The organism is Arthrobacter sp. Y3221048 (genome assembly GCF_059092685.1).
Genome location: NZ_JBNHHX010000004.1, coordinates 323,651 through 338,382 on the forward strand (window position 1 = coordinate 323,651; position 14,732 = coordinate 338,382).

The following is a 14,732-nucleotide window of genomic DNA, read 5'->3' on the forward strand; positions in this document are numbered from 1 at the left end:
GCCCAGACCTCACCGACTACCGACCATTCAACCCCAATGGAAAGGACCATCATGGCCGAGCACTTTGTCCCGGACAACCTGCCCACCCACCTGCAGCACTACATCGGCGGCAAGCTTGTCGACTCCATCGACGGCGACACCTTCGACGTGCTGGACCCGGTCACCAACAAGCCGTACCTCAAGGCCGCCTCCGGCAAGGTCGCCGACGTCGCCGCGGCCGTTGCCGCCGCCAAGGACGCCTTCGAGAACGGCCCCTGGCCCACCATGCTTCCGCGCCAGCGCTCCCGCGTGCTGCACAAGGTCGCGGACATCGTCGAGTCCCGCGGCCAGGAACTGGCCGAGATGGAGTGCTTCGATACCGGGCTGCCCATCAAGCAGGCCCTGGGGCAGGCCCAGCGCGCGGCGGAGAACTTCCGCTTCTTCGCCGACCTCATCGTCGCCCAGCACGACGACGCCTTCAAGGTTCCCGGCCGCCAGGCCAACTACGTCAACCGCAAGCCGATCGGCGTTGCCGGCCTGATCACGCCGTGGAACACCCCGTTCATGCTGGAGTCCTGGAAGCTGGGTCCGGCGCTGGCGACCGGCAACACCGTGGTCCTGAAGCCGGCCGAGTTCACCCCGCTCTCCGCCTCCCTGTGGCCGGGAATCTTCGAAGAAGCCGGCCTGCCCGAGGGCGTCTTCAACATCGTCCACGGCTACGGCGAGGAAGGCTTCGCCGGGGACTCCCTGGTCAAGCACCCGGACGTCCCGCTGATCTCCTTCACGGGCGAGTCCCGCACGGGCCAGATCATCTTCGCGAACGCGGCTCCTTACCTGAAGGGCCTGTCCATGGAGCTGGGCGGCAAGTCCCCCGCCGTCGTCTTCGAGGATGCCGATCTGGAGGCAGCCATCGACGCTACGATCTTCGGCGTCTTCTCCCTCAACGGCGAACGCTGCACCGCGGGCTCACGCATTTTGGTCCAGCGGAGCATCTACGACGAATTCGTCGAGCGCTACTCCGCCCAGGCAAAGCGGGTCAAGGTCGGCCTCCCCCACGAGGAAACAACAGAGGTCGGTGCCCTGGTCCACCCGGAGCACTTCGACAAGGTCATGTCCTATGTGGAGATCGGCAAGCAGGAGGCCCGCCTGACGGCAGGCGGCGGCCGCCCGGAGGAGTTCCCGGAGGGCAACTTCATCCAGCCGACCGTCTTCGCCGACGTGGCCCCGGACGCCCGGATTTTCCAGGAGGAGATCTTCGGGCCGGTCGTGGCCATCACCCCGTTCGACACGGACGAGGAGGCCCTTGAACTGGCCAACAACACCAAGTACGGACTGGCCGCCTACATCTGGACGAACGACCTGAAGCGGTCCCACAACTTCGCCCAGAACGTCGAGGCCGGGATGGTGTGGCTGAACTCCAACAATGTCCGCGACCTGCGCACCCCGTTCGGCGGTGTGAAGGCATCCGGCTTGGGCCACGAGGGCGGCTACCGCTCCATCGACTTCTACACCGACCAGCAGGCCGTGCACATCAACCTCGGCGAGGTGCACAACCCGGTCTTCGGCAAGGCCGAGGACGCCGCCGCCATCCCGGACGCCTGACACTTACCCCTACCGCTCGAAGGAGAGAATTATGAGCAACGAAATCCCCAAGCCCTCGGTTCCGGCCCCGGACATCCTGCGCTGCGCCTACATGGAGATCGTGGTCACCGACCTGGCCAAGTCGCGCGCCTTCTACGTCGACCTGCTGGGCCTGCACGTGAGCTACGAAGACGACGAGGCGATCTACCTGCGCTCGTTCGAAGAGTTCATCCACCACAACCTGGTACTGCGGAAGGGCCCGATCGCCGCGGTGGCGGCTTTCGCCTACCGCGTGCGGTCCCCGGAGGACGTGGACCGTGCCGAGGCCTACTACCAGGAGCTGGGCTGCCGTACCGAGCGCCGCAAGGAAGGCTTCGTCAAGGGCATCGGCGACTCGGTCCGCGTGGAGGACCCGCTGGGCTTCCCGTACGAGTTCTTCCACGAGGTGGACCACGTGGAGCGCCTGCACATGCGCTACGACCTCTACTCGGCCGGCGAGCTGGTGCGCCTGGACCACTTCAACCAGGTCACCCCGGACGTGCCGCGCGGCCGCAAGTACCTGGAAGACCTGGGCTTCCGCGTCACCGAGGACATCAAGGACTCCGACGGCGTGACCTACGCGGCCTGGATGCACCGCAAGGGCACCGTGCACGACACCGCCCTGACCGGCGGCAACGGCCCGCGCATGCACCACGTGGCCTTCTCCACTCACGAGAAGCACAACATCATCCAGATCTGCGACAAGATGGGCGCCCTGCGCATGTCCGACCGGATCGAACGCGGCCCCGGCCGCCACGGCGTGTCCAACGCGTTCTACCTGTACATCCTGGATCCGGACGGACACCGCGTGGAGATCTACACCCAGGACTACTACACCGGCGACCCGGACAACCCGGTCATCACCTGGGACGTCCACGACAACCAGCGCCGCGACTGGTGGGGCAACCCCGTGGTCCCGTCCTGGTACACCGAGGCGTCCCTGGTGCTGGACCTCGACGGCAACCCGCAGGAAGTCATCGAGCGCACCGACAACTCCGAGATGGAGGTGACCATCGGCGCCGACGGGTTCTCCTTCACCCGGGAAGACGACGAGGACGGCACCTTCCGCGGCCAGGCGTCGAAGGGCTTTAAGATCGGCAACCAGGTCTAGTCCCGGTCATCGACCACATGACGACGCCGCTGGGCGGCTTCCGCAGGGAAGCCGCCCAGCGGCGTCTGTAGCCTTGCCCGCCCCGCCGCGGGATGCCACACTGGCAGCTAAATGCGGTGCCGGTGCTCGGCCGACGGGCCCGCCCCGGTTGCCGACCGTTCTAGGGGATGGGGGGAACGGCGTGAATATTCTGCGCACCGTCGTTGCACGGATCGAACGAACCGAGGCTTTGGACAAGGTTGCCGAGCCGGTGGCCGGACTGGTGGGCAGGATGGTCAGCCCCCGGCCGATCAGGAACATTCTCAGCGGCAGTTTCGTGGGCCATCCGCTGCATCCGCTCATGACCGACTTTCCCATCGGCGCCTGGACCATGTCCACGCTGCTCGACACGGTGGGCGGCCGCCGTGCCGAGCCCGCGGCCGACCTCCTGGTCGCTGCCGGAATCCTCACGGCCGCACCTACGGCATGGGCCGGGCTCAATGACTGGTCGTATACCCAGGGCGAGGACCGCCGGCTCGGCATCGTGCACGCCGCTTCCAACTCGGCGGCGCTGGCTTGCTTCGCCGCTTCCTTCCTGGCCCGCCGCAGCGGCAGCCGGGGGTTCGCCAAAGTGCTCGCCCTGGGCGGCTTCGGGCTGGTCATGTCCGGCGGCTACCTGGGCGGTCACCTGAGCTACGCGCGCGGCGTCAACGTCAATCACACCGCGTGGCGAAAAGGTCCCGTCGAGTGGACCCCTGTCCTGGCGGAGAACGAGCTGGCCGAGGGCCGGCCGCAGCTGGCGCACGCGGGAGACGTGTCGCTGGTCCTGTATCGCAGCGACGGCACCGTCCGGGCGCTGGACAGCGTCTGCAACCACATGGGCGGGCCGCTGGCAGAAGGACAGGTCGACGACGGGTGCATCACCTGCCCCTGGCATGGCAGCCAGTTCCGCCTGGCGGACGGCAGCATCGTCAGGGGCCCCGCCAGCTCCGAGCAGCCGGCCTACGAAACACGCGTCCGCGAAGGGCAGGTCGAGGTCCGGCTGAGTTGACCGGATCAGCCCCGCGGAGACCGCGCCCTGGGCCCACGGGAGGCCCGGCGGGCGTCGGATCCGGCAATGACGAGCGTGGCAACGACCGACGCGGCGGTGACAGCCAGGCCGGCGGTGATCGCCTCCGTCCAGCCCGACCGGGCCTCGACGGAAAAGGCGACGGCGGTGATCACCGCGATGCCCACGGCGGTGCCGATGCGCTGGGACGTCTGCAGCACTCCCCCGGCGCTGCCCGCGTACTCCAACGACACGTCGGCCAGGGTCAGCGTCTGGTTGGGGGTGATAATCAGGCCCTGCGCCATGCCGATGAACGACAACGTCAGCAGCATCCACCAGATGCTGAGCACGCCTGCTGCCTCCAGTTGGATGACGGCGATGGTCAGCGCCAGCCCCAGCAACGCACAGAGGATTCCGACGACGATCATCTGCCGTCCCCGCTCCAGCACCCGCTTGCCGGACCAGTGTGACGAATAGGCCCCGAACAGCGCAGCAGGCAGCCCGATCAACCCTGCCTCGAGTGCGGTGCCACCCAGCCCCTGCTGGATATAGAGCGCCACCAGCACCCAGACGCTCGTCACGCCCATGAAATACAGGCCGGCGATCAGCGAGCCGGCGGAGAAGCTGCGGGTGCGGAAGATCCGCAGGTCGACCATCGGGCTGCGTCCGCGGTGGCGGTAGGAATGTTCCCACCACGCCCACAGCGCCAGCAGTCCCGCGCCGCCGGGAAGCAGCAGCCAGATCCATGCACCGGTCCCGCGTTCGACGAACGGCAGCAGCAGCGCCAGCACGGCCAGGCCCAGCAGCACAGCCCCGACGGGATCGAGGTCACGCTCGGCTTTGGCTGCCCGGGTCCCGGCGGTTGCGGCCGCGGGGGTTTTGGCTGCAGCGCTTTCGGGCGCGGCGGTGCGACGATCGCCGGCGGCGCCTTCGCGGTCTTCAACCCCGGGGCGGTCAGCACTGCGCCGGGGCTTGAACCACATCAGCGCCAGCACGATGGCCAGGATCCCGACCGGTACGTTCACCAGAAAGGTCCAGCGCCACCCGTCCTGGACCCCGGCGAACTCAATGATCATCCCGCCCAGCAAGGGTCCGATGGCCACCGAAACGCCGATCACGCTGCCGAGCGCCCCGTAGGCACGGCCGCGTTCCGCGCCGCGGAAATACTGCTGGATCATGCCCACGGCCTGCGGATTCAGCAGGCCCGAGCCCAGCCCCTGCACAAAGCGCGTGATGTTCAGGCTGAGCGGGTCGGGAGCGAGTCCGGCGGCCACCGAGGAGAGCGTGAAAATCGCGACGCCGGCAATGAACAGCGGGCCGCGGCCCAGAATATCCCCCGCCCGGCCGGCGGCCACCAGCACCACACCAAAAGTGAGCGCGTAGCCGGAAAGCACCCACTGCAGGTCCGAGTCCGTCGCGCCAAGCCCGATTTGGATGGACGGCAGCACCACATTGACGATGCTGACGCTCACCAGCGACATGAAGATGGCCACCAGCAGCACGGCCAGGATCCGCCAGCGGCCCGGATCCGGGACGAAGCCAGCCTCGACGCCGTCGGGGCCGGCCGGTGCTGGCGCGGGGCGGTTCTCTGGAACGGAATCGGAGGCTTGAGTCACCTACCATTCATACGCCGGGATGGGTCTGCTGCCAAACCGTGAGTGCCTGTCCGCCGACACGTGGGTTAAACGAAAGAGCCGGAGCGGCAGGCGTTGGGGGAAACCTGCGGGTCCGGCTCTTCCACGCCCGGACCCAAGTCCGGCCGACGCGATGCGGGCCCCCGTTCCGAGCCCCACCGTTGTTCCGAGCATATCCGGCGTGCCGTCAACCCGCGATGGGGAGAACTACCCATGCGGGTTAAGCGGTTCAACAGGGCTATTAAGGTAGCTGGCGCTCTCCGTCGCCTGACGTTCTGCCCCCGTAGCGGACGCTCTCCGTCACCTGGCGTGCAGCCACCACCGCAGGGACGTTCGCTCCCCCTCGCGACCTCGGGAACGCAAGAGGATACTAAAGCCGTGGGACTGTTGAGCGGGGCACCTGCCCCTTTCGCCGATCGGCCCGATGCGGCACGACAGCTGGCGGCCGAACTGGGAGCATATCGCGGCCGCAACGACGTCACCGTGCTGGGGCTGGCGCGCGGGGGTGTGCCGGTGGCCGCGGTGCTGGCGAAAGAACTGGCCGCCGACTTTGATGCCCTCATCGTTCGCAAGTTAGGCATTCCGGGCCAGCCGGAGGTTGCCTTCGGCGCCTTGGCCGCCCACGGCGGGCACACCGCCGTCGTCATGGTGGAACCGATACTGGCGGAACTGCGCCGCCGCAATTACAGCGACGAGCGTCTGCAGGAGGTCCAAGACAGGGAACGTGCCGAATTGAAGCGCCGGCAGGAGGCGTATCTCCATGGCAGGACGGCAGAGGTACGCGGCCGAACCACCATTCTCTGCGATGACGGATTGGCGACCGGTGCCACCATGAAGGCCGCGATCATCGCCGTCAGGCAAGGCGATCCCCGCGAGATCGTCGTCGCGGTGCCGGTGGGCCCGCCGCAGGCCTGCGCCGAGCTCGAGAAACTGGCCGACGCAGTGTTCTGCCTGCGCAGGCCGCGCAACTTCAGGGCCGTCGGCGAGGCCTACCAGTACTTTGGCCAGGTCAGCGACGACGAGGTACTGGCAGCGCTTCCCCGGTAGCGGCTGCATCTGCAGCCTTAAAACAGCGGACCGCAGCCGGGTGCAATCACCCGGCGGCGGTCCGCTGCCCTGAGCTGGTTCTGCTGTGTGTTCAGAACCTAGTGCGCCTCGGGGTGCCGCTTAAGGTGCTCGATCTCGGGGTCGATCGCCCGAAGGTTCGCGCCCTTGGTTTCCTTGACCATGGAAACGGCGACCAGCGAGATCACGCACAACACCATGATGTAGATGCCGATCGGAATCGTGCTTCCGGTCTGGCCCAGCAGCAGCTCTGCGATCATCGGGGCGAACGCGCCGCCGAGGATGGCGCCGATGGCGTAGCCGATCGAGACGCCGGAGTACCGCACGTTCGCCGGGAACATCTCCGCGTACAGGGCTGACTGGGGACCGTATGACAGGCCCAGGCCGATGGTCAGGACAAACATGGCGATGCCCATCAGCACGATGCTCGCCGTGTCGATCAGCATGAACATCGGAATCTGCCAGAGCAGTACCCAGACGTAGCCGATCTGGAACGTGCGGATCCGCCCGATCTTGTCCGAAAGGATGCCGCCGTACATGGTGAAGGCCAGCCAGCCGAAGGCCGCCAGCGTCGTCGCCAGGAGCACGGACGGGCGGTGCATGCCCAGGCCGCCGGCCTCGACACCCTTGGTGGCATACGAGGCGAAGAATGCGATCAGCAGATAGCCGGCGGCGTTATTGGCAATGAAGATCAGCGCGGTGAGGATGACCTGCTTCCAGTTGTGCCGGAACAGCAGGCGCAGCGGAGCGGCGGATTCCTTCTTGCGTTCCTGCATCTCCTTGAACACCGGGGACTCGTCCACGGCGCGCCGGATGATGTAGCCGACCACGATCAGCACGATCGAGAACAGGAAGGGAATACGCCAGCCCCAGGCCAGGAACTGGTCCTCGCTCATCACGGTCGTGAGCAACCACATCACGCCGGTGGCCAGGATCATGCCGCAGGGAACACCGATCTGCGGGTACGCGCCGAAGAAGCCGCGCTTGTTGATCGGGGCGTGCTCGACGGACATCAGGGCAGCGCCGCCCCATTCACCGCCGGCCGAGAAGCCCTGCAGGATGCGGAGCACCACGAGCAGGATCGGAGCCGCGATGCCGATCTGGTCGTAGGTCGGCAGCATACCGATCAGCGCAGTCGCCACGCCCATCAGCATCAGCGTAAAGACCAGCATCAGCTTCCGCCCCAGCCGGTCCCCGAGGTGTCCGGCGACGATGGCGCCGAGCGGGCGGAAGAGGAAGCTAATGCCCAGCGACGCCCAGGCGACGATCTGCGCCAGGCCGGCGCTCTCCTGGGACAGCGGGGCAAAGTACAACGTAGCCAGCACCAGGCCGGCGGCTTGCGCGTAGATGAAGAAGTCGTACCACTCGATCGTGGTCCCGACCAAGGTGCCGGCGAGCACCTTGCGCTCTTCACGGCGGGCTGCTGGGCTAAGATTGCCTGCCAGCTCTTCTGACGTTGACATATTTTCTCCGTGTATTCACAGAACGGGTTACCGAACGGTCGGTAATGTGACTGGAGCCATATTACCGGACAGTGACAGGCCACACATAGTGCCGCCATATCATTTCCATAACGCCCCCGAGCTGCGGGGTCGCGTCCTGACAACGCTCCCCTCGCGCGGGACCGACGCCCCCGGTTCCAGGACAGCAGGCAGGACGGGTGGCGGCCGGCCTGGCCTTGCCGCGGCCCTTCGCCTCGCCACCGGGCGGCCGGCGCCCGCTCGTGAGCAACGCCCCATCGGCAGGCGGCCCGGAAGCGGCGGCGGTGCGTTCTATAGTTGGACGGTTTGTCCTGATATAGAACAATGGGACCTGTGAGGACCGACACAGGACGTGTGTCCGGTTCCCGCAGCAGTTCCCCCTTGCCAGGAATTCTTTAGAGGATGGACCGATGAGCCAGACCCCCACCAAACCCGCCCCGGCGCACTCGCAGACCCTTTCGCGCGGCATCAAGGCATTGGAAATCCTGGCGGAAGCGCAGTCGCCGATGACGATCGCCGAGTTGTCCGAGGCATTGGGGGTGCACCGTTCGGTCGCCTACCGGATCCTGCGCACGCTCGAGGACCATTCGCTGCTGATGCGCGATTCGGCGGGCCGGGTGCAGGCGGGGCCCGGCCTGGCCGCGCTGGCCCGGGGTGTCTCGCGGGACCTGCAGTCGGCGGCGCTGCCGGAGCTGACAGCCCTGGCCAACGACCTGATGATGACCGCCTTCATCGCGGTCTGGGACCAGCACGACTGCGTCACGCTGCTGACCGTGGAGCCGCGGCATACGACGGCGCTGGTGCAGCGTCCGGGCACCCGGCATTCCTTCGCCGCAGGAGCCCCGGGCATCGCCATCCAATCGGCCCTGACCCGGGACCAGTGGGAGCAGCATGCTCCGGGGCAGCCGATCCGTCCGGAAGCCCGGCTCGCCAAGGACGCCGGTTATGCCATCAGCCATGACGAGGTGATCCCCGGCGTCTCGTCGGTCGCTGTGCCGGTCACCGTCCCGGGCCAGCTCCCGGCGGCCGTCGCCGTGGTCTACATCCGGACCGATACGCCCGATGAGGAAATTGCGGAGGCATTAAAGCGTTCCGCCGCCGTCATCGAGGCGGAGCTGCACTGAGCCGGGCCTAGCCCTGCCGGCGCCGGATGACGGGGCGGCAGTCAGGCGCCCTGTCGACGCCGGACGACGGCGGCAGCGATCAGGCCGAGCACCAGCAGCATGGCTGAGGCGGCAATCGAAACCAGGAACGCACCGGAGTGGCCCAGGTTCTCGGCCAGCGCACCGGCTACGGCCGAACCGATGGCAGAGCCGAGGACGACCCCGCTGGCGAGCAGCGTCATCACCGTACCGAGCCGCTCGTCCGGAGCAACCAGGCTTCCGATGCCGTAAATAGTGACCATCGTGGGCCCAACGGGCACGCCGACCAACAGCAGCACGAGAATCATCGGCAGCACTTCGGCGGGCAGCACCAGCAGGAAGGAGAACGCCGTCATCGCCGCCGCGCACACGACCCAGCGGCTCGAATGTTTCCACCGAGCGGGCCAGTAGGCGACGGACAGGGCACCGAAGGCCGATGTCAGGCCCAGCAGTGCATACAGCAGGCCGGCGGTGTCGGCCGCGCCAAAGCTGCCGCCGAAAGCACTCAGGGCATTCTGGGTTGCGCCAAAGAACACGCCCATGGCCACCATGCCCAGCACGGGGATGGCGACCAGCGGCCAATTGATCCGCACCGGCGAGGCCGCCGCAGCAGCTCCCGGATGCGCCTTGACCAGTCCCGGCGTCACCGGAACGACGGAGCGGTAGGTGGGGTGGACCGCGAAGGCAGTAACCATCGTTACGGTCAGGGCAGCGGCCAACACGAAGGGCAGCCACGGTGCAATCAGCGCCGCGAGCAGCCCGACCAGCGCCGGTCCGAGCACGAACGTCAGTTCATCGGCGGTGCTCTCATAGGACAGCGCGGTATCCAGTACCGGCTTGTCGTTGCGCGTCATCGCCATCCACCGCACCCGCGCCAGCGGGCCGACCTGCGGACAGGTGGCCCCCACGGCGAAGGAGGCCGCAAGCACGGCCACGGGGCCGGCTCCACTGCCTCCGATGTAGACGGAGGTCAGCAGGACGACGATGGCGCAGGTGTGTGCGGCAGCAGCGACCAGCAGCACGGGCCGTTGACCGACCCGGTCGGCAAGATAGCCGAACAACGGCGCACCGGCGGCCGAGCCGATACCGACGGCGCCGGCGGCGAAACCGCCCGAGGCGTAGGACCCGGTGCTGACGGTGACCAGGGTCAGGGCTCCTACCGTCAGCATCGCCAGCGGCAGCCGGGCGACGAATCCGATGGCCAGAAAGGACATTCCGGCCATCCGTGCCAGCCGCGCGTAGCGGCCGAAGGGGTTTCGGGTCTTGCGCCGGCCGGGAGTGTCGTCGCTGGGGATGTGTTGCTGTGCGGGCGCGCCGGGATCAGAAGAAGTCATCGGTTTTTCCGTTGGTTCGAACCGCGCACCGTCCCGCCTCCCGATGCGCACAACCCGTATAACAGAACCATCATACCGGCGGTCAGGCGGCCCCGGTGAGCACGGTCCGGACGGAGGAGCCGTGGCGCCCCTTCGTGACCTGGAGCTGGGCGCCGATGCGCTGCTTCATGTCCGCCACGTGGCTGACCAGGCCAATGACCCGGCCCCCGTCGCGGAGTCCCTCCAACGCATCCATGACCTGTTCCAACGCCTGCTCATCCAGGCTGCCGAATCCCTCATCGACGAACAACGTCTCAATGTCCACGCCGCCTGCCTCTGCCTGGACCACGTCGGCCAAACCGAGCGCCAGCGCGAGCGAGGCCATGAAGGATTCGCCGCCGGACAGGGTGGAGGTGTCGCGCCGCTGCCCCGTCCATTCGTCGCTGACGTGCAATCCGAGGCCCGACTTCTTGTTGCCGGACTTTGAGTCGTCGTGGACCAGTGTGTAGCGCCCGTCCGTCATCGCAATCAGGCGCTCCGAAGCTGCGGCCGCAATCTGCTCCAACCGCGCGGCCAAGACGTAGGTGGTGAGCGTCATCTTGCGTTCGTTCTCGCCCAGTCCCCTGACCGTGTCCGCCACAGACTGCAACAGTTCGTGCCGTGCGGCGATCGGTGCCAAGCGCACTTGTTCCTCGTCGAAACGCCGGCGGTAGCTGGCGAGTTGTTGCAGCGACGCTGTCAGCACTCCGTGCCGCACGTGGTGCTCCTGCACCACGCCGTCCAAGACCGCGGCTTCCTCGCGTGCGGCGTCCAGTTCCGCGGTCCCCGGCAGCGTTTCGCCCTTTTCGAGCGCCGTGCGGGCACGGACGACGGCTTCGGAGGACTCCAGCACCTGCAGCCGCTGGCCTGCTTCGGTGTAGGCGGTGTGGCGCCGCTGGAGTTCCTGCAGTTGTGCCGGCGCCAGCAGGGACACCCGGATCTCGTCTTCCGAGACGAAGCTGGATTGCCCGATCGCCGCGGCAAGATCGGCTTCCGACTGCTCCAACGCGTTGCCGCAGTGGCGGTGCTGTCCCAGGACGTCCAGGGCATCGGACAGGAGCTGGTCGAGGCGGGACAGTGAGGCCGCGTGTTCGTGCAGGCTGCCTCCGTCGGGCCGTGCCTCGCGCAGCTTCTGCTCGAGTTCACGCACGAGCTCCCCGCCGGCCTTGAGCTCGGAGTCGGCAGAGGCCTTGGCTACCGCCAGGGCCGACAGCTGCCGGCCGTTCTCGTCGAGCTGCTGCGTGGTGGCGGCCGCCCGTTCCTGCAGCCTCGTCCGCCGCTCCCTCACCGCGACGGCCTCGTCCAAGCGGGCACGTGCGGTTGCGACGGCGTCGGCTGCTTCGGCGGCATCGGTCGCCCCGCCGCGGGAGGCCAGGGCGGAAAGTTGCTGTTCCAGTTCCGCGCAGGCCTCGCGGGCCTTGGAGTACTTGGCTTCCGCCGCCGCGTGGTCCTCCCGGGCTGCTGTTTCCTGCTCGCGGGTGACCAGGTCTCCGCCGCCGGCCGAGGCCGGTTGCGGATGTTCTGTTCCGCCGCACACCGGACAGGGGTCTCCCTCAGCGAGGTTGGCGGCGAGCTCCGCCGCGGCCTGATCGAGGCGCTGTTCCAGCAGCGACAACCAGGCTTCCTTCAGCTGAAGCTGCCTGGCGTGCGCCGCATCGCGGTTCCGGCGGGCCTCGCCGGTCTTGGCCAGGCAGGCGGCGTACTCGGCCACGGTGTCGCGGAGCTGCCGGGCTTGTTCCAACCGCTCGGTGAGCAGGCCGACGTCGTCGGAGGCTGCCGCCAGCTCGGCCAGTTCCTCCTGCAGCCCGCGGCCGATTCCGGCCAGCCGTTCCCGGGTGCTTTCCGCGGCACCGATGTCCCTCGCCAGCTGGCCCGCGTGCTGTTCCAAACGCCGCGCCTCGGCACCGGCCGCCTGCAGGCGCTGCTCCTCCGGCAGCAGGGCGCGGATTCGTCCGAGCTCGGCGGAGAGCTGTTCCACCGCCTCCTCGAGCAACGCCTGTCCCGCGGCATCGGGGTCGGGGCGGCGGGAAACGAACGATGGGTAGAGCGGGTGGGCTTCGGCCGCGTCGATCCGGTCCAGGAATTCTTTCCCGGCGCGTTCCGAAGCGAGTGCAGCCTGATCCCGGTGCCGGATGGGCGACGCCAGCAGTTCCGCGGATCGGTGCGATGCCAGTGTCTCGGTCAGGGCGGCGTGGCCGTCGGCGCCGTTGCGGTGCTCCCCGGCGAGTTTTTCCAGCGCCGCCAATTCCGCGTGGTCGGCCAACGCCCGCTCACGACTGGCGATGGTGTCCCGCAGCCGGCCCAGCTTAGCTTGTCCGCGCTCGGCCAAGTCCCGGACGGAGGCGGCCGCGGACGCCATCGAGGACTCCAGCGTTGCGAGCAGGTCCGCGGCAGGCATTGACTGGTCCGGCATGTCCTCGGCCGCCAGATGCCGGGCTGCTTCCTCTGTTGCCCGCGCGAGGAGTTGCTCGGATCCTGCCACTGCGGTCTGGTAGTCCGAGCGGGCCTTGGCCGCTTCGTCGGCCAGGACCTGCTCGACTGCCTCGTAGCGGTCGGTCGCGAACAGGCGTTGCAGCAACGGCCGGCGTTCCTTGGCATCGGCGCGCAGGAACGCCGCAAAGTCGCCTTGGGGCAGCAGGACTACCTTGGTGAACTGCTCCAGGCTCATGCCCAGGACGGCCAGCAGTTCAGCCGCGGCCTCGTCGTTGCGGCCGCTTTTCTGGACCCAGGCGCCGTTGATCTTTTCGCGCAACAGCGTGCGTGCCTGCTCCGTCACCGACCCGGACCGGGCCCGGGACGAGGGGCGTTCCCACTGCGGGCTGCGGGTCACTTCGAACCGCCTGCCGCGCGCGGAGAATTCACACACGACTTCCGGCTCGGTCCCGGGTTCGGCGTGGTCGCTGCGCAGCCGTTTGCCCTGTTGGCGTGCGCCGGGAACCGACCCGTACAGCGCAAAACAGATGGCGTCCAGGATGCTGGTCTTGCCGGCCCCGGTCGGCCCGTTGAGCAGGAAGAGCCCTTGCGCGCCCAGCTCGTCGAAGTCGATGGTTTCCCGGGCAGCGAAAGGCCCGAAGGCCTGCATTTGAAGCCGGTGGATCCTCATGCCGATGCCTCCGCTGCCTGCACGGCCTCCAGCGCACGCGCCAGCAGTGCGCGTTCGGCCTCGCCGGCCGGCCGGGAGCGGACATGGTCCAGGAATCCGCAGCAGACCTCCAGATCGTCCTGGGCCTTCGCGATGCGCTGGCTGTAGCTCATGGTGTCCCGGCGCGGTCCGGAGGCGGGTTCGAAGTTGAGCACCAGGGTGTCGGGGAAACGTGCCCGCAGCCGTTCCATCGCCTTCGTCGGGCGCTCGTCGTCCGTGACCGTGATCTGGCAGTAGGCTTCCTGGGCCCAGGTGTGGTCGGCCGATTCCAGCAGGTCCTGCATGGTCCCCTTGAGCACGGCGAGCTTGCGCGGTGAGGGCCAACTGATGTTTTCCACCGATGTGAGTCCGGCCGCGGTGAATTCGAGGATGATGCCGCCCTTCTCGTGTCCGGCCTCGGAGAACGAATAGGGCAGGGGCGACCCGGAATAGCGCACGGTTTCGCTCAACCTCTGGCGCCCGTGCAGGTGCCCCAGCGCCACGTAGTCAAGGTCGTCGAACAAATCCAGCGGCACCGCTCCAACTCCCCCGATGCTCAGGTCCCGTTCGCTGTCCGATGTGATGCCGCCGCTGGCGAAGGTGTGCGCCATGACCAGGGAATGCACGGTGCCGCCGGCCTTCCGCCGCTCAAGGTCGGCACGAATGCGGCCCAGTGCCGCCCGCGTGACGGCGGTGTGGCTGGGAGCCTCTGCGCCCAGTTCCTCCGCGCACATCCGCGGCTCGAGGTAGGGGATGCCGTACACGGCAAGCGTGGCACCGTCCAGGTCCAGTTCCACCGGGTCGGCAAGCTGGTCGAGCCGGGCGCGGATATGGACCCCGCCGTGCGCCAGGATGCCGGAGCCGAAGCCCAGCCGGGTGGCCGAATCGTGGTTGCCGCTGGTCAGGATCACCGTTGCCCCGGCAGCGCGGATGCGCGACAAGGCATCGGAAAAGAGGTTGACGACATCCACACCGGGCAGGGCGCGGTCGTACACGTCGCCGGCGATGAGCACCACGTCGATGCTCTCCTCGCGGACTGTCTGCAGGAGTTGCTCGACGAAGGCGTGCTGCGCCTGCAGCATCCCGACGCCGTGGAAAGAACGGCCCAGATGCCAGTCCGACGTGTGCAGTAACCTCATATTTCCAAACTATCCGGCGGCTGGGACAGTTTCGGACAAGCGCAACGGCACGTCCCGAAAT

10 protein-coding genes are annotated in these 14,732 nt (G+C 67.8%); 5 read left to right on the plus strand and 5 right to left on the minus strand.

All coding sequences use genetic code 11. The features are described from left to right. Nucleotides 1–51: 51 nt before the first annotated feature. From hpaE to AC5RVS_RS14000, 3 genes are all read left to right on the plus strand, one after another. On the plus strand, nt 52–1,581 hold the full coding sequence (hpaE, locus tag AC5RVS_RS13990; protein WP_493989288.1) for a 5-carboxymethyl-2-hydroxymuconate semialdehyde dehydrogenase: 1,530 nt from the start codon (nt 52–54) through the stop codon (nt 1,579–1,581). 31 nt (nt 1,582–1,612) lie between these two features. Then, nucleotides 1,613–2,710, plus strand: a complete 1,098-nt coding sequence (gene hpaD / locus AC5RVS_RS13995) for a 3,4-dihydroxyphenylacetate 2,3-dioxygenase (protein ID WP_493989287.1) — start codon at nt 1,613–1,615, stop codon at nt 2,708–2,710. A gap of 181 nt (nt 2,711–2,891) precedes the next feature. Continuing rightward, the gene (locus AC5RVS_RS14000; RefSeq protein ID WP_494108597.1) at nt 2,892–3,740 is read left to right on the plus strand and encodes a Rieske (2Fe-2S) protein; all 849 of its coding nucleotides are present in this window, start codon (nt 2,892–2,894) and stop codon (nt 3,738–3,740) included. Between the two features lie 5 nt (nt 3,741–3,745). On the opposite strand, the gene AC5RVS_RS14005 is transcribed toward AC5RVS_RS14000, so the two are convergent. Continuing rightward, nucleotides 3,746–5,353 (minus strand): MFS transporter, encoded by a 1,608-nt coding sequence (locus AC5RVS_RS14005; protein WP_494108598.1) that lies wholly within the window; start codon nt 5,351–5,353, stop codon nt 3,746–3,748. Between the two features lie 396 nt (nt 5,354–5,749). On the opposite strand from AC5RVS_RS14005, the gene AC5RVS_RS14010 reads away from it, so the two are divergent. Beyond that, nucleotides 5,750–6,418, plus strand: a complete 669-nt coding sequence (locus tag AC5RVS_RS14010) for a phosphoribosyltransferase (RefSeq protein WP_493989284.1) — start codon at nt 5,750–5,752, stop codon at nt 6,416–6,418. Nucleotides 6,419–6,516: 98 nt separating this feature from the next. Here the strand turns inward: AC5RVS_RS14010 and AC5RVS_RS14015 are convergent, their stop codons facing one another. Further along, on the minus strand, nt 6,517–7,899 hold the full coding sequence (locus AC5RVS_RS14015) for an MFS transporter (RefSeq protein ID WP_493989283.1): 1,383 nt from the start codon (nt 7,897–7,899) through the stop codon (nt 6,517–6,519). 428 nt (nt 7,900–8,327) lie between these two features. Between AC5RVS_RS14015 and AC5RVS_RS14020 the strand changes: the two genes are divergently transcribed. Next, nucleotides 8,328–9,041 (plus strand): IclR family transcriptional regulator, encoded by a 714-nt coding sequence (locus AC5RVS_RS14020; RefSeq protein ID WP_493989282.1) that lies wholly within the window; start codon nt 8,328–8,330, stop codon nt 9,039–9,041. A 41-nt stretch (nt 9,042–9,082) separates the two neighbouring features. On the opposite strand, the gene AC5RVS_RS14025 is transcribed toward AC5RVS_RS14020, so the two are convergent. The 3 genes from AC5RVS_RS14025 to AC5RVS_RS14035 all read right to left on the minus strand — a co-directional run bounded on the left by AC5RVS_RS14025 (nt 9,083) and on the right by AC5RVS_RS14035 (nt 14,671). Next, complete coding sequence (locus tag AC5RVS_RS14025; RefSeq protein ID WP_494108599.1) at nt 9,083–10,393, minus strand: MFS transporter; 1,311 nt, start codon at nt 10,391–10,393, stop codon at nt 9,083–9,085. Nucleotides 10,394–10,475: 82 nt separating this feature from the next. Beyond that, nucleotides 10,476–13,514, minus strand: a complete 3,039-nt coding sequence (locus AC5RVS_RS14030) for an AAA family ATPase (protein WP_494108600.1) — start codon at nt 13,512–13,514, stop codon at nt 10,476–10,478. Then, the gene (locus AC5RVS_RS14035; protein ID WP_494108601.1) at nt 13,511–14,671 is read right to left on the minus strand and encodes an exonuclease SbcCD subunit D; all 1,161 of its coding nucleotides are present in this window, start codon (nt 14,669–14,671) and stop codon (nt 13,511–13,513) included. Before AC5RVS_RS14035 ends, AC5RVS_RS14030 begins: the two co-directional genes overlap by 4 nt. Nucleotides 14,672–14,732: the final 61 nt, after the last annotated feature.